Source organism: Shimia litoralis (assembly GCF_005518135.1).
Taxonomy (GTDB): Bacteria; Pseudomonadota; Alphaproteobacteria; order Rhodobacterales; family Rhodobacteraceae; genus Shimia_E; species Shimia_E litoralis.
The window spans coordinates 1-20,410 of sequence record NZ_SULI01000011.1; the positions used below are offsets into that span (position 1 = coordinate 1).

A 20,410-nucleotide genomic window follows, 5' to 3' on the forward strand; every position below is an offset into this window, starting at 1 on the left:
TACACATGGGTCATTTCTCAGTGACAATTCTGACCTCTACCGGGTCAGTTCTCAGTGACATTCAACACTGACAACATTGGGGGCGTCTTGCATCAAGTTCATAGGATCGAGCCTTGCAGAATTGTGCATTAGCCCGGCAGTCCCTCATGGACTACCGAACCGATACAATATTATAACTTTGCAATCAATAGGTGCAATTTGAGTTGTTGCGCCTTTCATGCGTTGAAACAAATTTACTGCAACGGAGTGGTTGAGCCAAGATAATATGGCGCTTTTGAAACAAACATGGGCAGCACTGGCTATTTTGAGTTGGGGTTCTGCCGCGATCGCGGGCAGTTGCCTGCCGCCTGTGCCGCCATGGATGCCCACCGATCCCGATGATGTCAGGGCATATGCTGACCTGTTGAGGCGTGACGCAGAGGCATACTTTGACGATGCCGAACAGTACTTCCGGTGCCAGGACCAAGAGCGACGTGAGGTTTTTGAGCAAGTGCGGGCAGTCAGCGAAGACTATGCGCGCGTTTTGGAAGTTTTGAGGAGTGGTAGTTAGGAGTGGCTGCGTCGTCGCGAAAGCAGCCACTCACAATCATGGTGGCGAAGGTCGCCAATGGGGGATTTTTGCCGTTCGTTTCTTGGGTTTTGAGGTCTGCTTTGCGCACTTTGCGGCCGATGCCAACGGCACTAAGGACACTCAGACTGTTAATTTGTGCTCCAGATCACAAAGCGTCAACATTCTATTTTGCGCGCTGAAGCATGCCAAAGAGATCCCGCGGGTCGTCGGGGTCAGCGATGATGTCGAGCTTTTCAAAATAGGGAATGTCGCGGAGCTGGTCGCGGACGTAGCGCAGTGCACTGAAGTCCTCGATGGCAAAGCCTACACCGTCAAAGAGCGTGATCTGGCGGTCATTTGTCCGTCCGGGCGTGGTGCCTGTAATGACCTGCCACATCTCGGTGACAGGAAAGTCATCAGGCATTTGCTGAATTTCGCCTTCGATCCGGGTCTGGGGCGGATACTCCACAAAGACGTCAGAACGGGCCAAGATGTCCTTGTGCAACTCCGTTTTGCCGGGGCAATCACCGCCAATGGCGTTAATGTGGACACCGGCCCCGACCATGTTGTCCGACAGAATTGTGGCATACTGTTTATCGGCTGTGCATGTAGTAATGATCTGAGCACCTTCGATGGCTTCTTCCGGTGTCGCGCAAGCGACCAGCTTGAACCCTTGGCTTGACAGGTTGCGAACGGCTTTGTCGGTCGCTGCGCTGTCAATATCGTAAAGCCGAAGCGTGCTCACACCATTGACCGCCCACATCGCCATGGCCTGAAACTCGGATTGCGCGCCATTGCCGATCATCGCCATTGTCGTGGCTCCCTTTGGTGCCAGATGGCTTGCCACCATCGCGCTTGTCGCAGCCGTCCGCAGAGCTGTAAGCAAGGTCATCTCAGTCAGAAGTTCGGGATAGCCCGTATCAACACGCGCAAGCAGGCCGAAGGCCGTTACAGTTTGCAGGCCCTCCCTCATGTTCTTGGGGTGGCCATTCACGTATTTGAAGCCGTAATCCTCACCGTCGGATGTCGGCATCAGTTCGATGACGCCCTCCTCGGAATGGCTGGCGACGCGCGGGGTCTTGTCGAATTGCTCCCATCGTTTGAAGTCATCTTCAATATAGCGCGACAGGTCTTTCAGCATGGTCTCTACGCCAATGCTGTGGACCAGTTTCATCATGTTCTCCACGCTGACAAAGCGAATGAAGGCGAGATCGGATGGGGCGGGAGCCGTTGTTGTGGAAGGTGCGGACATTCAGGGCCTCAAGTATAGCTATGGGTGGGGCGGTCGAATACGCGCCTGCCAAACAGGGATGCGGTTAGATCGACCATCAGGCTTGCGGTCTTGCCGCGATCATCGAGAAAAGGATTAAGCTCGACGAGATCGAGTGATGTCACCAGATCACTGTCGTGGAGGATTTCCATCACAAGATGAGCCTCGCGGAAGGTCGCGCCGCCGGGAACAGTCGTGCCAACGGCTGGTGCTATAGACGGTTCCAAGAAATCTACGTCGAGCGAAACATGCAGTAGTCCGTTCGCGGCAGCGACCTTTTCGAGAAATTCGCGCAAGGGTGCTGCGATTCCCCGCTCATCGATGTAGCGCATGTCGATGGCTGTCATGCCAGATTGCTGAATGAACTCACGTTCTGGCTTGTCGACCGAACGTAGACCGATAAAACAGACGTTTTCGGTCGGAACAGGTGCGGGAACAGGCGGAAAGCCTTCAAAACCATCCTGCCCGGTTAGATAGGCAATCGGTGTGCCATGCAGGTTGCCAGACGTCGTAGTCTGGGGCGTGTTGATGTCGGGATGAGCATCAAGCCACAGCACAAAAAGAGGTCTGCCTCGTTCAGCCGCATGCGCCGCAACACCTGCGACAGTCCCGAGTGACAACGCGTGATCGCCCCCCATGAACACGGGAAACCCTTGTTTCATGGCCGTCTTTGACGCCTTAGCCAGTTTTTCTGTCCATGAGATGCATTCGGTCAAAGCGTGAACCTCACCTTTCGGTGCGTCTTCAACCCAAACCGGTCCATCAACATTGCCCCGATCTTCGACCTGCCACCCAAGCGAAGACAATTCCTCAGCAATCCCAGCGGTGCGATAGGCATCGGGTCCCATGACGCAGCCCCGACGGCGTTTTCCGCAATCCATGCCAGCACCAATCAGGATGCACTTTCCTACACTCATCGCGATGCTCCTTCATCTACGGCTGCGGTCACGATCACCTCGACCAATAGATCTGATCCTGCCAAACGCGCTTCACCGCAGGCGCGCGCGGGTGCGTAGTTTTCTGGCACCCAAGCGTCCCAGACCTCGTTCATCGCATCGAAGTCATTCATATGCGCAAGCCAGACGATGGCTTGCAAGATGTGTTTCTTGGAAGACCCCGCCTCTTTCAACAAGGCGTCGACACGTGACAGGCAATCGCGGGTTTGTTCGGCAACATCCGCCCCGCTGCCCACCTGACCACACAAATAGACGGTGCCGTTGTGGGTGACGATCTTGCTCATGCGAGCGTTCGTGTGCTTTCGTTCGATCATTGCGTTCTCATCTTTCAGCGTGTCGGTTCGAGTGTGGCATCTGCAGGGGCATCTGTGCGCCGGTCAGCAAGGTGGCGCAGATAGCGGCGTTCCAGCCAACGGAAGACCCATGTGATCACTAGGACGATCAGGAAATACAGCAGAGCCGCCGTGATGAAGCCTTCATAGGCAAGGTAGTAGCGTCCATTCAGCCAACGACCGACACCGAGGATGTCTTGCAACGTGATGGTGCTGGCCACAACCGAGCCGTGCAGCATGAAGATCACCTCGTTCGAATAGGCTGGGATCGCCCGGCGGAATGCGGACGGCAGGATGATCCGCCGCATGCGAGACCCATAAGAATGCCCGGTTGCGATGGCCGCCTCGACTTCGCCCTTGGGCGTGTCGATGATCGCACCGCGCAGCAGTTCTGTCGTGTAGGCGGCCGTGTTAAGGGTGAAGGCGATAAAGGCACACCACCAGGCAGACGACAGGATTGGATCCCAGAGCCAGCTTTCGCGTACGGCCTCAAACTGACCCAGCCCGTAGTAAATCAGGAAGGTCTGCACCAAAAGTGGCGTGCCGCGGAACACATAGGTGTATGTCCAGACCATCGGGTTGAATATCGGATGCCGTGATGCCCGGGCAATCGCCATCGGGATCGCGAGCACGCCGCCGCAAAGGAGCGCAAGAAATGTCAGGTTCAGAGTGACCCAAACGCCCCACAGAAAGCGGTCAAAGTTCTGAGCGACCAAACTGATGTCGAGTGGGATGAAGTCGAGAATGGCTTCCATCACATCGCCCTCACGACACCGCGGCTGTATCTACGCTCCAGCGCGCGCAGCGCGAGGTCAGATACCGCTGTTAGAACCAGATAAATCACAAAGGCGGCGGCCATGAAGGTAAACAATTTTCCCGTGGATCGTCCCGCGGTGAAAGCATTGTAGACAAGGTCTTGCAGACCGATGACAGAGACCAGCGCAGTGGTCTTCAGTTGTACCAGCCAGTTGTTCGTGAAGCCCGGCAGCGCGTAGCGCACCATTTGTGGCCAAATGACATGGCGAAAAATTAGCGATTTTGGCATGCCGCAGCTGATCCCGGCCTCGATCTGCCCACGCGGGATTGCCATGATGGCTCCGCGGAATGTTTCGGTAAAATAGGCGCCGAAAATAACGCCGATGGTCATAAAGCCGGAAACGAATTGGTTGACGTCCACATAGCCCCAAAGACCCGTGGAATATCCGATCGCATTTACCGTTACTTGCCCGCCAAAGAAGACCAAAAGGATCAAGACGAGGTCCGGCACTCCCCGCACTACAGAGGTGTAGACGCCTGCCAATCGTTGCGCCAAGCGCGACGATGACAGTTTGGCCCAAGCCCCGAGAAGACCAAGAGCCAGAGAGACAACCAAGGACGCCAATGCCAGTTGGATCGTCACAATGGTGCCGTCAACCAGCTGAGATCGATATTCGAAAATGAGGTCCATGGTGATCTCCGTTTGAATTCGCGGGGCCAAGCCGATTGGCCCCGCGAGTGATCGCAGCCTTACTCAGGACGACCGCCGTAAATGTCGAAAGGGAAATACTTATCGTTGATCTGCGCGTAGGTACCGTTCTCGCGCAGTGCAAGGATCGCTGCGCTGATCGCATCGCGCAACTCTTCTTCGCCCTGACGAACCGCAACCCCAACACCTTCGCCATAGCACTCCAGATCGGTTTGATCGCCACCAGCAAAGCCGAATTTCGCACCCTCATCAGTGGACAGGAAGCTCTTTTCCGCCAGCAGGCTGTCTGCCAGCTGTGCGTCGATACGGCCAATGGCCAGATCGCGGAAGACTTCTTCCTGAGTTGCATACAGAACGATTTCCGCATCCGGGAAGAATTTCTCGGCGTAGCACTGGTGGGTTGTACCACGCTGAAGCCCCAAGCGCTTACCCGCGAGACTCTCGGCAGTCCCTTCGATGGCGGAATCATTGCCAGCAACAACGCGCGCGGGCGTCTGGTAGTACTTCTGGGAGAAGTCGATCTGGGTCTTGCGCTCTTCGGTGATCGACATCGATGCGACAATAGCGTCGAATTTGCGTGCTTTAAGCGCAGGGATCATGCCGTCCCAGTCCTGCTCGACCAGAACACATTCACGCTGAAGCTCTGCACAAAGCGCGTTGGCCATTTCGATGTCAAAGCCGACAAGCGTGCCGTCCGCTTCCTTTGACGAAAACGGAGGGTATGCCCCCTCAACGCCTACACGCAGCGGGTCTGCTGCCAATGCGGGTCCGGCGACTGCAAATGCCGCAACTGCGGCGAGGATAGTATTTCTGATCATGATGGTTCCTCCTTGGATTGGATCAGTTCATTCGGGACAAAAAGGCCCGGAATTGCTCGGTTTCTGGATTGGTAAAGAGTTCAGACGGCGCGCCTTCTTCGCAGACCTCGCCCTGGTGCAGGAACACGGTCTTGGATGAAACATCGCGCGCAAAACCCATTTCGTGGGTAACGACAAGCATTGTGCGGCCCTCGTCTGCCAGATCCCGCATGACGCTGAGAACTTCGCCCACAAGCTCAGGATCAAGCGCCGAAGTTGGCTCATCAAACAGCATCACATCCGGGTCCATCGCCAAAGCGCGGGCAATGGCGACGCGCTGCTGTTGGCCGCCGGACAAATGCGCAGGGTAATAGTCGGCGCGGTCCGAAAGCCCGACCTTGGCAAGCAATGCTTGCGCCTTTTCGCGCGCCTCTGCTTTTGGGGTTTTCTGAACGAAAACCGGGCCCTCCAACACGTTCTCCAGCACCGTCATGTGGGACCACAAATTAAACCCTTGGAACACCATCGCGAGGCGGGATCGCATGCGCTCAACCTGTCTGATGTCCTCGGGAACCGTTTCGCCATGCCGGTTCTGTTTCATGCGCATCTTCTCACCGGCGAGGTAAACATCGCCGGAATTGGGTGTCTCAAGCAGGTTGATGCAACGCAAAAACGTGCTTTTGCCGGAGCCAGAAGCCCCGAGGATTGCAATCACATCGCCCTTTTGCGCTTCCATCGAGACGCCCTTGATGACGTGATGTGCGCCAAAACTCTTGTGCAAGTCATCAACTTTGAGTGCTGGGTGATCAGCCATGATCATGCCTCCTGAGACGGTGCGAGCGCGGCCAATTCGCCGAGCTTCACAGGTTTGATGGGTGTGCGTGCGCGTGGTACTGTTGCCTCTGCGCCGCAGGATATGAGGATGCCGCGAACGGTCAGGTCGCACATGCGCCCTTGGCAGGGTCCCATGCCGGCGCGTGTCGCGGTCTTGACTTGTCGTGGACCCTGGGCGCCGCTGCGGTGGGCAGTGCGGATGGCCTCGGCGGAAATTTCCTCGCAACGGCAGACAATCGTGTCACCCACTGGGTCGGAAAGTTCTGGGATCGGTGCGTATGCAGCATCGAGAAAAGGGCGGATCGCCATAGCCTGCCGCAAGTCAGCAAGCGGTCCCGCCGCGCGTTGGTTGCGCTTGTCTTCGCTTAGCCGATCAAGCCGGTGCAGAATGTTTAAAGCCGCAAGCTCACCCGCAGCTTTCGCTGCATCTGCACCGCCGATCCCAGCACCGTCACCCGCGATGTGCAACCCAGGAACGTCGGTGCCGCCCCATTGATCAGTGACCGGCTGATACGCCTTTTGCACATCGTTCCACACATGTTTAACACCGCTTGCGCGGCTCATGTGGGTGGAAGGAACTACGCCTTGATGCATGAGTACTAGCGGCGTGACCAGAGTACGTGTTCGGGCAGCGGAATTGAATGAGAGGGATAAATCGCCTGTCGCAGTTTGCGTCGCGACAAATCCCGACGCGCCTGTAAATCGCGGTACGCCAGCGCGTTTGATCTTGCGGATCATTCCGAGGCCTTTGATCAGCGTGGGTGCTGCCAACAGCGCACGCGGCAAATGGCGGGAAGCGCCTATCAAGCTGCGCATGGATTGTGTTTCAACCAGCGCTTTCGGCGGCGCACCCGCGTCAATCATTTGCGCGGCGATCAGATATAGCAGTGGCCCCGACCCTGCCAAAACAGCGTCGCGCGGGAGCAGGCCTGCGTTTTTCATCAGCACCTGAGCGGCACCCGCTGACATGACACCAGGCAATGTCCATCCGGGGAATGGGGTCGGGCGCTCCTGCGCGCCGCCCGCCAGAAGAACATGCGGGGCCGTTGAGACCCGACTGACCCCGTCTTGAGACCAGACAACGCGCGATCCCGGCTCCAGCCGCCAGACCGAGGCGCCAAATTCCTGCCGGACATTTGCCACGTCGAGCCCATCAACAAGGGCGCGTCCTGCCAAGTATTCTTTGCCCAAGTAGGCTTTGCGACCCGCGTTCAATGCAAAATCGCGATAGATTTGCCCGCCTGCGCGCGGCTGTTCATCCAGAAGCAACACGCGCAAACCACCGCGCGCTGCGGACGACGCTGCAGCCATGCCCGCCGGTCCTGCGCCGATTATGATGAGATCCGCGTCACTCATCTGTATCACCGTTCAGCCTGCGCAATCCGTTTTGGCGGCGGACCACCATACCATCCTCTGCAACTGTCATGCAGCCCTGCACGTTCGCTTTGCCATCGATCTCCAACAGGCATTCGAAACACACACCCATCATGCAATAGGCCGCACGTGGCGTTTCATGGGCCGTGGTCCGAAACGCTTTGCCCGAATGGGCAAGCACCGCAGCGGCAACAGTATCTCCGGGCAGCGCCTCGATGGGCGCGCCATCCAGCGTCATGGTGATGCACTCCTCTGCCTCAGGCCGCGGGAGAAAGCGTGAATCGATCTTCATCGAAAGCCCCCAGATTTGGTGCATCAGTGGTGTCGTCGATCCATTGGGCCAGGGCGCCGCCGTGGAACGGGGCGAGCGTCACGCCGCTGTGGCAGGTCACTAGATACGCGCCGGGAAGCGTGGACGAGCGGGCATAGACCGGATGGCCGTCTGGCGACATCACACGCAGCGCGCCCCAGGCCCTGACAACACGCAGGTCGTGTAGCGTAGGCAGGACGGTCACCGCGTGTTGCGCAAGGCCCGCCATGACATCCAGAGTTTCGCTATCATCATAGCCCGCATCGGCTTTGGTTCCGCCGATTTGAAGGCCGCCTTCATCCGTTTGGCGGATCGTGCTCGACAGGAATGGCAAACGCTCGGACAGTTTTTCTGTGATCAGCAATTCGCCCCGCTGGGGCCTGACCCGTGTCTGAAACCCAAGTCTCTCTGCGAGGGTCGCCGCCCCCAGCCCTGCTGCCAGCACCACGCGATCGGCTCCGTGATGTGCGCCTGAACGCAGCGAGAAGTCGAAACCCGAACTCCCACCGGAAACATCCGTCACGTGCGCATCGTTCACGATCTCGCCGCCCAAAGCGGCAACTGCTTGTTTCAACGCTTTCAGCAGCCTCAGGGGATTCACATGGCCATCGAGCGCAGAGAATGTAGCACCCACCACACCGGCCCCAATCTGAGGGTGCGACCGACGCAGATCATCGCCCTGAATGGTTTCAAAACTGAAGTGATTGCCAAGAAACTGCTGCTGCTGTTTCAGGTCGGCGGCAAAGTCTCGGAACTCTGCCTCTTCGGTAAAGAACTCATACCCACCAGATTGATCCAATGAGAGATTAACGCCGGAGAGGTCTTCGATGAGGGATGCAAACTCAGGCCAGCCAGAAACGGCTTCGCTGGTCAGATGTGCATAGGGTGCGTAGCTCGCGCCTTTGCCTTGCAGCCAAACGAGGCCGAAATTGCCTTGTGACGCGCGAGGATCACCGTCCGCCCCGTCAAGGACAGTAACGCGATTCCCCGCCCGCAATAGCCCGATAGCCACAGACAGACCGACAACGCCGCCACCGATAACTGTGATGTCAGATGTCTTCGTTGACATGCGAATCCCCCTTGATGAGTTGATCGCATTTCTATTTTCATACGAAAAATTCTCATTTTTGCATTAATCATACATTTATGATATGTATCCACCATGTTGACCAACCTCACACATCGCCAGCTAGAAGCGTTCCGCGCCGTCATTGAAACGGGCAAGGTGACCGCAGCAGCGACCGTCATGAACACCACACAGCCGTCTGTCAGCAGAATGATTTCAGATCTGGAACACGTTGTGGGGTTTGCGCTGTTCGAACGACGCGGCCGCCAGTTGGTACCGACATCCGAGGCCTTGGCTCTTTACGAAGAGGTGGAGAGATCATTCGTCGGTCTGGCCGAGATTGCGCGCGTTGCGGAAGATATCCGGGACTTCCGAACCGGCAGCTTGTTGATCGCGGGTATGCCTGCTTTGGCATTGAAATTCCTACCCGACGTCATTGCTTCCTTTATCAGAGACGAGCCTGGCGTCTCAGTGTCGCTTCGAACAAGAAGTTCTCAAGCGGTTCTCCGACACGTCAGTTCTCAACAATTCGACCTTGGGTTCGCAGCAATTGAAGCGGAACATCCGGCAGTGACACGCAGGCCCATATTCACTGCGTCGATGAGAGCTGTTTTGCCAATTGGGCACCCTCTTGCTGAGAAGGCCTATTTGGAGCCGAGCGACTTTCATGAACAGCCATTTGTCGCTCTGGGATCTGAGATTTCGACAAGATCCGAAACTGACGTGTTTATGGCGGCTGGCAATGCGAGACCTCGTGTCGTCGCAGAGGCTCAGCTATCTGCATCCATCTGTGAGCTTGTGGCGGGTGGTGCAGGACTTTCAATCGTCGAGCCCGTCACAGCCGCTAATTTCGCCGTTGCGAAAAAAGTTGTCGCAAAGCCGCTTCATCCCGAACAGCCTTTTCAATACGATCTGTTGCTGCCAGCGCTTCGAGAACCCACACGCCTCGCAACACGATTTCTGGAACTGGTCGATGCACAATTCGCGCGACTGCTAGATGGTTAACCTTTTGCTGCATAGGCTCAATCCGATCGCTTCGAGATCAAGAAAGCACGCTTATCTGCAGTATGTGTCAAGATTCGCAGGCTTGCACACTCAAAAAATGGCCGCAACGTAAGGTGGCGCTGCAATGTTTGTGCGTCGCGTGAACGTCTCGTTTCGATCAATTCGGTTGCTGTTAAAGTCAGCTTGTCGCGCTTCGCTGTTGTTCGGGCACGATGCAGCATTTGTCAATATGGGCTCATTCCGGCCCTTAGCCGCGATTTGCACCAAGGTCCGGTTCTGCATTTTGCTCTGGGCAGATTGTCGATCGAAGCAGGCCGTCTTCGTGCAGCGCTGCCTGCGTGTCGCCGTTATCCCACAGATAAAGTAGGCCGATTTCGTCGCCTGTTTTGATGCACGTTATACGGCCGATGGCTTCGGCGGTTGTGCGACCACTCTCAAATTCGGGCAAAACTAGCCCCTCTCGTTAAACAATTCCTTGGGAGTGACCTCGAGAGCATACGCGATCCGCTCTAGAACATCGATCGATGCTGAGAATTTCGCGAGCTCGATCTCGCTGATATAGCTGCGATCCAGGTCAGCAGCTAAAGCTAATTGTTCTTGGCTCAATCCTCTGGAATTTCTTAGATTCCGGATATTTAACCCTACTTGTTCCCTCAATTTCATGACCTGTATTCGGCCAGATCACAAGAATTGCTCTACGGAATATATTCCACAAAGCGCGCGCGAGTGGATCTATTCGCTTGCTCGCATATGGTGTGCGGGGCGAAGTTGGGCAACAACCATCAATATTATAGTAGTGAAATCGAAAGGCGCTTATTGATATGTGGCTCAAATCCATCCGATATTTGCTTGGCGGGGTCGCCATAAGTGTCGTTTCCAGTTTGGCTCCGCAGGCAGCAAAAGCCTACCAAGTTGATTGCGCCATTCTGCTTTGCCTGGCTGGCGGGTGGCCAGCTTCAGCAGAATGTGCCCATGCTCGTGCGGTTTTCATTAGGCGGATTACGCCTTGGCCGATCGAGCCGCCGTTGCAGATCTGGCGGTGTCCGATGGGGGTTGCAGAGCGAGGTCCGTTGCAAAGCACGGCACCACGAGTTTGGGACGCAAGCACTCTAACGGGAGAGAACCTTGGTCAATTCATTTTAGCGCAGGTGGTCGAAGGCGGTGCCGATATCGACATCAGTGGCTTGGAATTCGACTTCGTACGCTCGATCCGCGTTTGGGATGTGCGGCACTACAGCCATCGAGAACGCGGTCGCGACGACGATTGCTCTGAGAGTTACAACATGCGCCTCGGGACCTACGGCACGCAGGGCGAATTCGGCTGGCAACGCACCACGCCAGCGGCTGCCCCGCAATGGGTTCTGCCGTCGCGGCGCTGTTCGTCATCAAATTGGCGGCGCGGGGTCGGCGTTGAATGGGAGGACCACGAAGGCAATCACGGGTATGAGTGGGTGGCCTACTAATGCTATGCCCCGATATCCTTCATGCGTTCTGAAATATCGCCCGCAATACGCTCGTATAGGGCGGCTTGCTTATCTCTGGGTGAGCCCGGTTTCGGGCTTCTCCGTCGGATTCGTTTGGCGAGCCAGAATAGCATTCGGGCTGCGGGGTCGCTGATGTTTTCCGGGACTGGTGTGGGGTAGTTTTCTTCAAGGAGGGCAACGACCTCAGCGTTCATGCTACGGTGGTTGTTCTCGGCTGCCAGCCGTATCCGGTCACGAAGGCCATCCGGCAATCGCACGATGAACTTGTCCTGATTTTGAGCACTTTGTTCTGACATAGTGGCACTGTGCCATAAAATTCGATTGACGCAATAGTGGCTAAGTGCCACTAATGGGGTGTGTTTTCAACCTGGAGGCGTTTCATGAATAGTCGTAAACCAATGCAGCTTCGACTTCCGCAAGAGCTCAAGGAGTGGATCAAGGCGGAGTCCGATCGCAATGGAAACTCCCAAAACTCAGAAGTGATCCGCGCCATTCGCGCAGCGAAGGACAGACGTTCTGCACCTAGTGCATTTGGGAAAATCATTATGGATCAGGGTGATAATGCGCGTTGTTAACAAGGTGAGAGAGGTGCCAATACGATGACCAAAGCAAGTGTACAGACAAAGGCGAAACAGGCAGCCTCGGCCTTCATCCGCGAGGCGCGGGAGGCAGGTTGGCAACGCGCGAAATTCGAGATCAAGCCCGATGGCAGCGTCATCGTCGATGCCAACATGGTCGCGCCAGAGGCAGCCGACGACTTTCTCAATAGTGACTTGAGAATGGGCGAATGACCCGAAAGAGCCTGCCAAAATACGTCTATAATGACAGGGGTTACCTCCGATTCATCCGGCGTTCACGCGGTATCTCGGTCATGATGCACGAGGAAGCGGGCACGCCGGAATTTTGGGATCACTACAATCGCCTGCTGAAGGGAAAACCAGCGCCTGCGCCGGTGAAGCGCAATTTTGAGGCGTTGATTCTTAGCTACTACGAGAGCGACGCCTACAAGAAGCTGAAGCCCCGGACGAGATCCGATTATCGGCGGTACATCAGCCACATTCGCGAGATCTGGGCCGAGAAGGACCCGGCCAGGATCGAAACCCATCACATATATGAGCTTCACCGCGCCAATGCGGATCATTGGCGGCAAGCCAACTATCTCGTGCAAGTCATGGTCGTCTTGATGAATCACGCGCGATTGATTGGCTTTATCAAGAAAGAGCACGGCAATCCGGCAAAGGGCATCCCGCTCTTCAAGCAGCAGAGCGACGGTTGGGAACCTTGGCCAGATGATGTTCGTGACGAGTTCGAAGCACTGGCTTCAAATCGAGCGCGGCTGGTCTACGAGCTTTGCGTTGGAACAGGCCAGCGCATCGGCGATGTCGTGAAGATGAAGTGGGGGCACTTTTCCGATGAAGGTTTCGATTTCACGCAGGGCAAAACCGACAAGCCGTTGTGGATCCCGCTTACCGACCGCCTGAAAGCCCACCTCGACGGGCTCGCACGAATGGACGGCACCGTTGTGACCGACGCCAAGGGTCGGCCAGTGAGCTACCGGATTGTTGCGGAGGAAATGCGCACCATCAAAAAGAAGATGAAGCACGAGAAGGCGAGCTACTACAAAACGCATGGGCTCAGGAAAAATGCGACGATCGAGCTTTATTTGGCCGGATGTGATGACGAGATGGTCAAAGCCGTCACCGGTCACTCAGGCGTTGAAATGCTGAAAAAGTACGGCGGCCCAATCCGGCAAAGAGAGCTCGCGAAGCGCGCGCAAGAGGCAAGAAATCAAATGGAACGAAGCAAGACCGAAACGTGAAAGTTTCAACGGTTGTTTCAAAAATGGCAGTGAAGGAGAGGAAGAATGACGCAAGTCATTGATTTTATTGGAGGCGAGTACCGGAATCGAACCGGTGTACACGGATTTGCAATCCGCTGCATAACCACTCTACCAACTCGCCGCCGTGTGGTCCGGGGGAGATAGCTGATCTGTTGCGGGGCTGCAAGGGCTCTGTGACATGAAATTATGTGTATCACATTGCCGACGCTTGGTATCTGTGGCAATAGAAGCTAACCCGAGTCTGAACGAACGAGTTTAGTATGACCGATTACACTGCCCTGCGCACTACGATGGTTGACACACAGGTCCGCCCTTCTGATGTCACCAAATACCCTGTTATTGATGCGATGCTGTCTGTGCCGCGCGAAGCCTTTGTACCACGTGATAAACGTGAAGCTGCATATATTGGCGAAAACGTGGATCTGGGGGGGCAGCGTGTTATCCTCGAGCCGCGCACCTTGGCCAAGATGCTAGATGCAGTTGATATTCAGCAAGATGAGCTGGTTTTGGATATCGGGTCTGGCCTTGGATATTCTTCTGCAGTCATTGCGCGTATGGCAGAGGCAGTGGTTGCGCTGGAAGATGACGAAGAGCGCGTGGCTGAGGCGCAGACCATTCTGGCGGAGCAGGGTGCAGACAATGTGATTTTGCATCAGGGCCTCCTAAGCGAAGGGGCAGCAGATCATGGTCCTTACGATGTTATGACGCTTCAAGGCGCGGTCGAGCGCGTCCCAGAAACGCTCTTGGCGCAACTCAAGGATGGCGGACGTATCGTTGGGGTCTTCATGGAGGGCGCTCTCGGGGTTGTTCGGGTTGGCTATATGATTGATGGGACCGTGAATTGGCGGTTTTCGTTCAATGCCAGCGCACCTGTATTGCCTGGCTTTGAAAAGCACCACGCATTTACATTGTAAACGTGTAGGGCCTGCCCAACAAAATACTGATTTGAGAGACATACATGGCCAAGCGCATATTTCGAACTCTAAGAGCAGGATTTTTCGCGGCGGCCTGCGCTGCGCTGATGCCTGTGTCGGCTTCGGCTGAAACACTTGCGGACGCGATGGCCTCTGCGTACGAGCACAACGGTTTGCTTGACCAAAACCAAGCATTGCTGCGTGCCGCCGACGAAGATGCGGCTGCAACATATGCCTTGCTGCGTCCGATTATCAATTGGTACGGCAATGTCACGTATACTAACTCGAGCGCGATCACAGCGTCGTCGGCAGGTCTTCGTGCACATAGCGCAACCAATGTGGCCGAAATGGGCCTGTCTTTAGAGCTACTGCTGTATGATAATGGTGCGACAAAGCTTGCGGTTGAAGCCTCGCGCGAAACTGTTCTGGCAACACGTCAGGCATTGATCTCTGTTGAGCAACAAGTCCTGTTTGATGCCGTGCAGTCGTTTTTGCATGTGGTGCGCGATGCACGCATCGTAGAATTACGTCAAAATAACCTGCGTTTGGTGGCGCGCGAACTGCAAGCGGCTCAAGATCGGTTTGAAGTTGGCGAAGTAACCCGCACGGATGTTGCCCTCGCCGAGGCAAGTTTGGCCGGCGGACGTGCCGACTTGGCAGTGTCTCAGGGCCAGTTGATGCAATCGCAAGAGTATTTTGCATCGGTGACAGGACATCAGCCTGGGGCGTTGGTCGCCCCGACATCTGCACCTAAAATGCCAAAGTCAGGTGACGAGGTGAAAGCCGTCGCCGTACGTGCGCATCCCGATATGATTCGTGCAAAGCATGAAATCACAGTGGCTGAATTGAATGTTGCGCGTACACGGGCCTCTCTTGGCCCCACGGTAAAGCTCAAGGGGGCTTACGGGGTTCAGGAAACCTTTAGTGAAACCTATGAGAGCCAAGTTGGGTCACTAGGATTTAACGTGACCGCCCCGATTTACCAAGGTGGGCGCTTGTCGGCCTTGCTCCGTAAATCTATGGCGCAGCGCGATGCCACCCGTGCCGCATTGCATGTAACGCGCCATAACGTTCGCCGTTCCGCAGGGAACGCTTGGGCACAACTGTCCGCTGCCGGTGCTCAATTGGCTGCCAGTGGTCGTCAGGTCGAAGCATCTCGCGTGGCCTTTGAAGGTGTGCGCGAAGAGGCAAAGCTTGGGTCGCGGACAACTTTGGACGTGTTGACTGCCGAGCAAGATCTGCTGGATGCCGAATCAAACCGCATTACGGCCCGTGCCGCACAGTACATTGCCGCGTATGGCGTGCTGGCATCCATGGGGCAGCTGACAGCCGAGCAACTCAATCTGCGTGTCGAACTTTACGATCCAGAAGCCTATTATAATATGGTGAAAGATGCGCCGACACTCACGTCCAAGCGCGGTAAGAAGCTGGATCAAGTTCTTCGAGCTATCGGTAAAGAGTAACAATTCTCTCTATCTGTTGTGATAATTTTTGGCAGGGGGTACACTTCTGCTGAGGCAAGAGTGGTGCATAGAGATGACTGACGCTGTGACAAATGTGGAAATAGAGGACGTTCTGTCCTCGATTCGTCGATTGGTTTCGGAGAATGGTCGTCATCCCGCAGCAAGCTCAAAGCCAGTGTTGTCCGAGGTTGAAACCGCTCAGGTTCCCTCTGACCCAACGCCTGAGATAGAGTGCGAGGATCGTCTGGTTTTGACACCTGCGCTGCGTGTCGAAGGCGAAGAATCCCCTGATGTGTCTGCCGATCCCGAGAGTGCATCTCAGGCAGATTCGATTATGCAACATTGGGCTTCTGACACAGATACACCGGAGCATGCGCCTGTTTCGCTTGGCGATGAGGATCTGGGGCTCGAGACTGTTGCTCAGTTGGGTGATTCTGATTTGGCGCGGGATAATTTGGACGAGATCGCAGCACAGGCTGCTTGGAGCGATGACGCAGAGGAAACGGCTGCTGAGGCCCCACGGCCCTCATTGTCAGAAGTGTCGAGCGAGAGTGGCGCACCCCTAGCCGCCGATCTTGAGGACGTACCTCACGAGATCGATTCGCGTATTCTGCGCTGGAGCGCCGTGGCACATGACGAGGACACTGTCCTTGAACCGGATTCTCCTGGTGACAGCGATTACGCAGGTACGGATGTTGAGCCTCTGGCATGGCAAGATACATCCGGGGCGACATCCTTTGGTGGCAGATCATCTGACGAGACCGCACCCGAGGCGGATTTGGCGTCGCTCGCAGGTCGAATTGAAGTTGAAGCACAAGAATTTGTTGCCGAAACGATTGAGTCGTCAATTGTCCCGGACACAGAGACGATTGCGGATGACGATGAGACCTATATTGACGAGGCTATGCTGCGTGAGTTGGTGAGTGACATCGTGCGTCAAGAACTTCAGGGCGCTTTGGGCGAACGGATCACACGGAACGTGCGCAAACTGGTACGTCGCGAAATTCACCGCGCCTTGGCCGCGCACGAATTGGATTGATCACGCTGCCTTAGGTCTGGCTGTCATTAGGGTATACAGCCCACTGGCGACGACTATCAAAGCTCCTGCAAGCGTTAGTATATCTGGGGTCTCACCAAAGATCAGCGTTGCCAACACCAGCGCAAATACAAGGCGGGTGTATCGGAAGGGTGTCACGACAGACACGTCCCCGAGACGCATGGCAGAGGTCAGCGCATAATAGGCGCCTATACCAAAAAAAATTGCTCCGCCAAGCCATCCCCATTGATCCAGAGAAGGCCAGCGCGCGTGCCCTTCCCATAGCAGCAGCATCAAGCCAGTAGGGATCATTACAAAGAACCCGTAGATCCCGAGCTGCATATGCGACAGCGTCGCAGGCGCGCCGCGTGTCGCCAAGTCGCGCCCAGCAAAGCCCAACATTCCGATCACGGCCAAAAGGCTGGCGGGTTCAAACAGACTTGGGGCAGGGCGCAGGATGAGCAATACCCCAAGCAGACCGATGAAAATCGCCACCCACCGGCGCGCACCGACGCGTTCGCGAAAAAAGAGTGCCGCACCTAGGGTCACAACGAGGGGTGTGGCCTGAAGGATTGCCGAGGTGCTTGAGAGCGCTGTGAAGGCAAGGGACAGTGTAAAGAACAGTCGACCAATGACCTCGGAGAGAGCGCGCAAACCTACGACTGGAGTGATGATCTCGGGGACGATGGCCCGTTCGCCCCGTTGCCAGGTTAAGCACAGAAAACCCAGCATCCCGCCAGCACCGAAAATCATCAGGATTTCGCCCACAGGCAGGTCTCGTGCGGCGAGTTTGATCATGGTGTCTTCGATGGCGAAACCAGCCATCGCGGCCATCATCCAAAGGCTGCCGCGCAGATTTTCCTGCATGATGAAACCCGATTGTCTTACGCCCAAAAGAAAAGGCGCGCCTCAGAGGGCGCGCCGTATTTCCTGAAGTCGACCCTGATCAGGCCGCTTCGGCCTGTTGCGCTGCGTTGCGACGTTCGCTTTCTTCACGGGACAGGGCCACGGATGTTCGGACACCCTTGCCCACAAAGTCCATAAGACCGGCAACAACACGTTCGTTTGGGTCAATGCCCGCACAGCTTAGTACTTCGCGGCCGTCGCGCGAGCGCGCCCAGCGTGCGATTTGTTCAGGGCCATTACCATACTTTTTGTCATCAGCAATGGCATCGTCCAGAGCAGCCAACACAACAGCAGCAAAAAGCTTGCGTGCGCGGTTTCCCTGTTCGTTATTGAAGGCCGTACCATCAACGAAATCTCTCATCTCGTCGTCCTTGTATTATTGCTCTTGTGTTTTCGGCGTGCCGCTTCTTATGACCGAGTTCTATCGATTCGGGTAGCCTGTATTCGCATGCCTTGTATGCAAATTGCGCATACCTCCGCTGATGCCTGTACGAGATGGGCTACCTTGCCACCTGTCAACGGGCCAGATATAGGTACGGTGAACACGTTATCAACCTTTACGTCACGGTTTTGTCATATGTCTAAGATCAATGGAAACGAAATTCGCCCCGGCAATGTGCTGGAGCATAACGGTGGTCTTTGGGCCGCTGTTAAAGTGGATCACGTCAAACCCGGTAAGGGCGGTGCCTTTGCTCAGGTCGAGATGCGCAACCTGCGCAACGGGTCCAAATTGAATGAACGCTTTCGCAGCGCCGACAAGGTCGAACGCGTGCGCCTTGAGCAAAAAGATCAACAGTTTCTCTATGAAGATGACGGCATGCTGGTCTTTATGGATACCGAAACTTATGAGCAAATTCAGTTGCCTGCGGAACTTTTGGGCGATCGCCGCCCGTTCTTGCAGGATGGCATGACAATCGTGGTCGAGTTCCACGAGAGTGAGGCCCTGAACGCCACTGTGCCGCAAAAGGTGACCTGCCAGATCGTAGAGACCGAGCCGGTCGTCAAAGGTCAAACAGCCGCAAATTCGTTCAAACCAGCGGTTCTTGATAATGGCGTCAAGATCATGGTGCCCCCTTTTGTGGGTGTTGATGAAATGATCGTCGTGAACACAGATGCGATGGAATACTCAGAACGGGCATAAGCGTTTTATTGAGATGCTATTTGGGGCTGCCTGTCGGGCGGCCCCTTTTTTGTGAGGAATGTAACCTCACGTCAATTTATCAAATTGGACGTTGGGGACATCATTTTTATGCGATTTTTACGACCAAAAACGCGGTGAATCTGAAATTGTGCACCCGTCCGCTTTGATTTCTGGTGCTAGGCTTCCCAAGAAACTGCCGCATCGCCTGCCACCATACCGGTTCCGGCACGATCAAACCGCAGATAGGCGATCGCTTGGCCATTGGCTTGGGTAAACAAAACGCCACAGTCTTTGCCATCACGGGATATTTTGGTTCCTATGGGGGCTTGCCCGTCAAGCGTGACTTTTGCCAAGCCTTTGCGCAATTCTGTTTTGTGTTTCATGCGCGCGGTGACCTCTTGGCCCACATAACAGCCCTTGCGGAAATCTACACCGTTCAGGCGCTCAAATCCGGCCTCGAGAATATAGGTATCAGGCCCCAGTTCAATTCCGGTTTCCGGGATGCAATGCGCGACCCGAATGGCGTCCCAATCTGTCATGTCGGAGGCCTGCGGTGTCTCGAGGTAGGCGCGCCAGCCCAACTGTGAGTGACGCGGGTCGTCAAAGGCACCTTCCGGTGCTGCCCCAATCCCGCGATGCACATGAAGATCGGTGCGATCAATGGTGACGTCTGCCCGCAACTTGTACATCGACAGCCGCGTCAACAGTCCATCAGCCAGCTCTGAGGCGACATCAAGAAAAATCGTCCCATTGCGTTGCATCAAAAAGAAATCAACAAGGTATTTACCCTGTGGGGTCAAGATGGCCGCATAGACAAGCCCCTTGGACAGGCCCGCAAGATCATTGGTCACCAACCCTTGAAGGAAATGTTCGGTGTCCGGTCCGGTTAAGGCAAATACATCGCGCGCGTAGGTCATGGGGTGTCCTGTTCTATGTCCTTTCGTTCATATAGACAGAAATTGCCTATGCAACAGGGGGGGGCAGATATGCGCGCACCAGTTTCGGTTATAATACCAACCTTGAACGCAGAAAAACACCTGCCGGGTTGCTTGCTGTCCTTGTTCGAAGGGATGGAGGCTGGCGTCATTCGTGATGTCATCGTTGTTGATGGCGGGTCGGTGGATCAAACATGTCGTATCGCCCAAGAGGCTGGCGCGACTGTCGTTGACACCGCGCCCTCTCGGGGGGGACAGATCGCAACAGGGCAGGCACATGCACACGGAGATTGGGTGATGGTTTTGCATGCCGATACGCAGCTTTCGGAGGGTTGGAGCGCGGTTGCGGCAGAGCATCTATCAACGCCCAAGGCCGGGTATTTTCGTCTATCTTTTGAGCAGGGCGGCATGATGGGGCGATGGGTCGCCGGATGGGCCAACTGGCGCGCACGCGCATTTGATCTGCCCTATGGGGATCAAGGAATGCTGCTGCCACGATCGCTTCTGGAGAATGTGGGGGGCTATCCAGACATGCCCTTGATGGAAGATGTCGCCTTGGCACAATTGCTAAAAGGGAAACTCATCGCGCTTGATGCGGTTGCCGTAACAAGCCCTGAAAAATACCAAAGCCAAGGCTGGCTCCGGCGTAGTGGAAAAAACCTTTGGACGCTTGCCAGATATTTTTTTGGCGTATCGCCGCAATCTCTGGCGCAATCATACCGCCGTTAGGCG

The 20,410-nt window shown here is 55.6% G+C and carries 26 protein-coding genes and 1 tRNA gene; 10 read left to right on the forward strand and 17 right to left on the reverse strand.

The window, feature by feature from the left end:
- Positions 1-734 precede the first annotated feature (734 nt).
- From FAP39_RS10380 to FAP39_RS10425, 10 genes are read right to left on the reverse strand one after another with little or no spacing between them, the layout of a single operon-like run.
- On the reverse strand, positions 735-1,802 hold the full coding sequence (locus tag FAP39_RS10380) for an ornithine cyclodeaminase (RefSeq protein WP_138016337.1): 1,068 nt from the start codon (positions 1,800-1,802) through the stop codon (positions 735-737).
- Between the two features lie 8 nt (positions 1,803-1,810).
- Positions 1,811-2,737 (reverse strand): arginase, encoded by a 927-nt coding sequence (rocF, locus tag FAP39_RS10385; RefSeq protein WP_138016338.1) that lies wholly within the window; start codon positions 2,735-2,737, stop codon positions 1,811-1,813.
- On the reverse strand, positions 2,734-3,090 hold the full coding sequence (locus FAP39_RS10390; RefSeq protein ID WP_138016339.1) for a RidA family protein: 357 nt from the start codon (positions 3,088-3,090) through the stop codon (positions 2,734-2,736). The genes rocF and FAP39_RS10390 overlap by 4 nt, the downstream gene beginning before the upstream one ends.
- A gap of 14 nt (positions 3,091-3,104) precedes the next feature.
- The gene (locus FAP39_RS10395) at positions 3,105-3,863 is read right to left on the reverse strand and encodes an ABC transporter permease (RefSeq protein WP_138016340.1); all 759 of its coding nucleotides are present in this window, start codon (positions 3,861-3,863) and stop codon (positions 3,105-3,107) included.
- Positions 3,863-4,555, reverse strand: a complete 693-nt coding sequence (locus FAP39_RS10400; protein ID WP_138016341.1) for an ABC transporter permease — start codon at positions 4,553-4,555, stop codon at positions 3,863-3,865. The genes FAP39_RS10395 and FAP39_RS10400 overlap by 1 nt, the downstream gene beginning before the upstream one ends.
- 59 nt (positions 4,556-4,614) lie before the next feature.
- Positions 4,615-5,391: a transporter substrate-binding domain-containing protein gene (locus tag FAP39_RS10405; RefSeq protein ID WP_138016342.1), complete on the reverse strand. Its 777-nt coding sequence runs from the start codon at positions 5,389-5,391 to the stop codon at positions 4,615-4,617.
- A gap of 22 nt (positions 5,392-5,413) precedes the next feature.
- Positions 5,414-6,184, reverse strand: coding sequence for an ABC transporter ATP-binding protein (locus tag FAP39_RS10410; RefSeq protein WP_138016343.1), 771 nt, complete (start codon positions 6,182-6,184; stop codon positions 5,414-5,416).
- A 2-nt stretch (positions 6,185-6,186) separates the two neighbouring features.
- Positions 6,187-7,560, reverse strand: coding sequence for an FAD/NAD(P)-dependent oxidoreductase (locus FAP39_RS10415; protein WP_138016344.1), 1,374 nt, complete (start codon positions 7,558-7,560; stop codon positions 6,187-6,189).
- Positions 7,553-7,816, reverse strand: coding sequence for a (2Fe-2S)-binding protein (locus FAP39_RS10420; RefSeq protein ID WP_246059074.1), 264 nt, complete (start codon positions 7,814-7,816; stop codon positions 7,553-7,555). The genes FAP39_RS10415 and FAP39_RS10420 overlap by 8 nt, the downstream gene beginning before the upstream one ends.
- 19 nt (positions 7,817-7,835) lie before the next feature.
- On the reverse strand, positions 7,836-8,957 hold the full coding sequence (locus FAP39_RS10425; protein ID WP_138016346.1) for an NAD(P)/FAD-dependent oxidoreductase: 1,122 nt from the start codon (positions 8,955-8,957) through the stop codon (positions 7,836-7,838).
- A gap of 93 nt (positions 8,958-9,050) precedes the next feature.
- Here FAP39_RS10425 and FAP39_RS10430 point away from each other — a divergent pair, with 93 nt between their 5' ends.
- A complete protein-coding gene (locus FAP39_RS10430; RefSeq protein ID WP_138016347.1) occupies positions 9,051-9,959 on the forward strand; it encodes a LysR substrate-binding domain-containing protein in 909 nt (302 codons plus the stop codon).
- Between the two features lie 247 nt (positions 9,960-10,206).
- Here FAP39_RS10430 and FAP39_RS10435 read toward each other — a convergent pair whose 3' ends face one another.
- Both FAP39_RS10435 and FAP39_RS10440 read right to left on the reverse strand, forming a co-directional pair.
- Positions 10,207-10,407 carry a hypothetical protein gene (locus FAP39_RS10435; RefSeq protein ID WP_138016348.1) on the reverse strand — a complete coding sequence of 67 codons (201 nt, stop codon included), beginning with the start codon at positions 10,405-10,407 and terminating at the stop codon, positions 10,207-10,209.
- A gap of 2 nt (positions 10,408-10,409) precedes the next feature.
- Entirely contained in the window at positions 10,410-10,622 is a 213-nt protein-coding gene (locus FAP39_RS10440; protein WP_091429058.1) for a helix-turn-helix domain-containing protein, read from the reverse strand.
- Positions 10,623-11,005: 383 nt separating this feature from the next.
- Between FAP39_RS10440 and FAP39_RS17975 the strand changes: the two genes are divergently transcribed.
- Positions 11,006-11,422 carry a hypothetical protein gene (locus FAP39_RS17975; protein WP_342777184.1) on the forward strand — a complete coding sequence of 139 codons (417 nt, stop codon included), beginning with the start codon at positions 11,006-11,008 and terminating at the stop codon, positions 11,420-11,422.
- A gap of 2 nt (positions 11,423-11,424) precedes the next feature.
- Here the strand turns inward: FAP39_RS17975 and FAP39_RS10450 are convergent, their stop codons facing one another.
- Complete coding sequence (locus tag FAP39_RS10450) at positions 11,425-11,739, reverse strand: Arc family DNA-binding protein (protein ID WP_138016350.1); 315 nt, start codon at positions 11,737-11,739, stop codon at positions 11,425-11,427.
- 84 nt (positions 11,740-11,823) lie between these two features.
- On the opposite strand from FAP39_RS10450, the gene FAP39_RS10455 reads away from it, so the two are divergent.
- Genes FAP39_RS10455 through FAP39_RS10465 form a run of 3 tightly spaced genes read left to right on the forward strand, consistent with a single transcriptional unit; the run spans position 11,824 to position 13,262 of the window.
- Complete coding sequence (locus FAP39_RS10455) at positions 11,824-12,018, forward strand: Arc family DNA-binding protein (protein WP_138016351.1); 195 nt, start codon at positions 11,824-11,826, stop codon at positions 12,016-12,018.
- 24 nt (positions 12,019-12,042) lie between these two features.
- Entirely contained in the window at positions 12,043-12,234 is a 192-nt protein-coding gene (locus FAP39_RS10460) for a hypothetical protein (protein WP_025060031.1), read from the forward strand.
- Positions 12,231-13,262, forward strand: coding sequence for a site-specific integrase (locus tag FAP39_RS10465; protein WP_138016352.1), 1,032 nt, complete (start codon positions 12,231-12,233; stop codon positions 13,260-13,262). Before FAP39_RS10460 ends, FAP39_RS10465 begins: the two co-directional genes overlap by 4 nt.
- Before the next feature lie 68 nt (positions 13,263-13,330).
- On the opposite strand, the gene FAP39_RS10470 is transcribed toward FAP39_RS10465, so the two are convergent.
- Positions 13,331-13,404: transfer RNA gene (locus FAP39_RS10470), tRNA-Cys, on the reverse strand.
- A gap of 139 nt (positions 13,405-13,543) precedes the next feature.
- On the opposite strand from FAP39_RS10470, the gene FAP39_RS10475 reads away from it, so the two are divergent.
- The 3 genes from FAP39_RS10475 (at position 13,544) to FAP39_RS10485 (ending at position 16,699) form a co-directional block, all read left to right on the forward strand.
- Positions 13,544-14,197, forward strand: a complete 654-nt coding sequence (locus tag FAP39_RS10475) for a protein-L-isoaspartate O-methyltransferase family protein (RefSeq protein ID WP_138016353.1) — start codon at positions 13,544-13,546, stop codon at positions 14,195-14,197.
- Between the two features lie 44 nt (positions 14,198-14,241).
- The gene (locus tag FAP39_RS10480; protein WP_138016354.1) at positions 14,242-15,660 is read left to right on the forward strand and encodes a TolC family outer membrane protein; all 1,419 of its coding nucleotides are present in this window, start codon (positions 14,242-14,244) and stop codon (positions 15,658-15,660) included.
- A 73-nt stretch (positions 15,661-15,733) separates the two neighbouring features.
- On the forward strand, positions 15,734-16,699 hold the full coding sequence (locus tag FAP39_RS10485; RefSeq protein WP_138016355.1) for a hypothetical protein: 966 nt from the start codon (positions 15,734-15,736) through the stop codon (positions 16,697-16,699).
- Here the strand turns inward: FAP39_RS10485 and FAP39_RS10490 are convergent, their stop codons facing one another.
- Positions 16,700-17,563, reverse strand: a complete 864-nt coding sequence (locus FAP39_RS10490) for a DMT family transporter (RefSeq protein WP_212743419.1) — start codon at positions 17,561-17,563, stop codon at positions 16,700-16,702.
- Between the two features lie 79 nt (positions 17,564-17,642).
- On the reverse strand, positions 17,643-17,963 hold the full coding sequence (locus tag FAP39_RS10495; protein ID WP_138016356.1) for a DUF6280 family protein: 321 nt from the start codon (positions 17,961-17,963) through the stop codon (positions 17,643-17,645).
- A gap of 216 nt (positions 17,964-18,179) precedes the next feature.
- Here FAP39_RS10495 and efp point away from each other — a divergent pair, with 216 nt between their 5' ends.
- On the forward strand, positions 18,180-18,743 hold the full coding sequence (gene efp, locus FAP39_RS10500; protein WP_138016357.1) for an elongation factor P: 564 nt from the start codon (positions 18,180-18,182) through the stop codon (positions 18,741-18,743).
- Positions 18,744-18,919: 176 nt separating this feature from the next.
- On the opposite strand, the gene ygfZ is transcribed toward efp, so the two are convergent.
- The gene (gene ygfZ / locus FAP39_RS10505) at positions 18,920-19,660 is read right to left on the reverse strand and encodes a CAF17-like 4Fe-4S cluster assembly/insertion protein YgfZ (protein ID WP_138016358.1); all 741 of its coding nucleotides are present in this window, start codon (positions 19,658-19,660) and stop codon (positions 18,920-18,922) included.
- A gap of 69 nt (positions 19,661-19,729) precedes the next feature.
- On the opposite strand from ygfZ, the gene FAP39_RS10510 reads away from it, so the two are divergent.
- Positions 19,730-20,407 carry a TIGR04283 family arsenosugar biosynthesis glycosyltransferase gene (locus tag FAP39_RS10510; protein ID WP_138016359.1) on the forward strand — a complete coding sequence of 226 codons (678 nt, stop codon included), beginning with the start codon at positions 19,730-19,732 and terminating at the stop codon, positions 20,405-20,407.
- Positions 20,408-20,410: the final 3 nt, after the last annotated feature.

Coding starts and splice junctions, on each gene's coding strand:
- FAP39_RS10380 (WP_138016337.1), bottom strand. CDS start 1,802: ATGTCCGCACCTTCCACAACAACGGCTCCCGCCCCATCCGATCTCGCC.
- rocF (WP_138016338.1), bottom strand. CDS start 2,737: ATGAGTGTAGGAAAGTGCATCCTGATTGGTGCTGGCATGGATTGCGGA.
- FAP39_RS10390 (WP_138016339.1), bottom strand. CDS start 3,090: ATGATCGAACGAAAGCACACGAACGCTCGCATGAGCAAGATCGTCACC.
- FAP39_RS10395 (WP_138016340.1), bottom strand. CDS start 3,863: ATGGAAGCCATTCTCGACTTCATCCCACTCGACATCAGTTTGGTCGCT.
- FAP39_RS10400 (WP_138016341.1), bottom strand. CDS start 4,555: ATGGACCTCATTTTCGAATATCGATCTCAGCTGGTTGACGGCACCATT.
- FAP39_RS10405 (WP_138016342.1), bottom strand. CDS start 5,391: ATGATCAGAAATACTATCCTCGCCGCAGTTGCGGCATTTGCAGTCGCC.
- FAP39_RS10410 (WP_138016343.1), bottom strand. CDS start 6,184: ATGGCTGATCACCCAGCACTCAAAGTTGATGACTTGCACAAGAGTTTT.
- FAP39_RS10415 (WP_138016344.1), bottom strand. CDS start 7,560: ATGAGTGACGCGGATCTCATCATAATCGGCGCAGGACCGGCGGGCATG.
- FAP39_RS10420 (WP_246059074.1), bottom strand. CDS start 7,816: ATGACGCTGGATGGCGCGCCCATCGAGGCGCTGCCCGGAGATACTGTT.
- FAP39_RS10425 (WP_138016346.1), bottom strand. CDS start 8,957: ATGTCAACGAAGACATCTGACATCACAGTTATCGGTGGCGGCGTTGTC.
- FAP39_RS10430 (WP_138016347.1), top strand. CDS start 9,051: ATGTTGACCAACCTCACACATCGCCAGCTAGAAGCGTTCCGCGCCGTC.
- FAP39_RS10440 (WP_091429058.1), bottom strand. CDS start 10,622: ATGAAATTGAGGGAACAAGTAGGGTTAAATATCCGGAATCTAAGAAAT.
- FAP39_RS17975 (WP_342777184.1), top strand. CDS start 11,006: ATGGGGGTTGCAGAGCGAGGTCCGTTGCAAAGCACGGCACCACGAGTT.
- FAP39_RS10450 (WP_138016350.1), bottom strand. CDS start 11,739: ATGTCAGAACAAAGTGCTCAAAATCAGGACAAGTTCATCGTGCGATTG.
- FAP39_RS10455 (WP_138016351.1), top strand. CDS start 11,824: ATGAATAGTCGTAAACCAATGCAGCTTCGACTTCCGCAAGAGCTCAAG.
- FAP39_RS10460 (WP_025060031.1), top strand. CDS start 12,043: ATGACCAAAGCAAGTGTACAGACAAAGGCGAAACAGGCAGCCTCGGCC.
- FAP39_RS10465 (WP_138016352.1), top strand. CDS start 12,231: ATGACCCGAAAGAGCCTGCCAAAATACGTCTATAATGACAGGGGTTAC.
- FAP39_RS10475 (WP_138016353.1), top strand. CDS start 13,544: ATGACCGATTACACTGCCCTGCGCACTACGATGGTTGACACACAGGTC.
- FAP39_RS10480 (WP_138016354.1), top strand. CDS start 14,242: ATGGCCAAGCGCATATTTCGAACTCTAAGAGCAGGATTTTTCGCGGCG.
- FAP39_RS10485 (WP_138016355.1), top strand. CDS start 15,734: ATGACTGACGCTGTGACAAATGTGGAAATAGAGGACGTTCTGTCCTCG.
- FAP39_RS10490 (WP_212743419.1), bottom strand. CDS start 17,563: ATGCAGGAAAATCTGCGCGGCAGCCTTTGGATGATGGCCGCGATGGCT.
- FAP39_RS10495 (WP_138016356.1), bottom strand. CDS start 17,963: ATGAGAGATTTCGTTGATGGTACGGCCTTCAATAACGAACAGGGAAAC.
- efp (WP_138016357.1), top strand. CDS start 18,180: ATGTCTAAGATCAATGGAAACGAAATTCGCCCCGGCAATGTGCTGGAG.
- ygfZ (WP_138016358.1), bottom strand. CDS start 19,660: ATGACCTACGCGCGCGATGTATTTGCCTTAACCGGACCGGACACCGAA.
- FAP39_RS10510 (WP_138016359.1), top strand. CDS start 19,730: ATGCGCGCACCAGTTTCGGTTATAATACCAACCTTGAACGCAGAAAAA.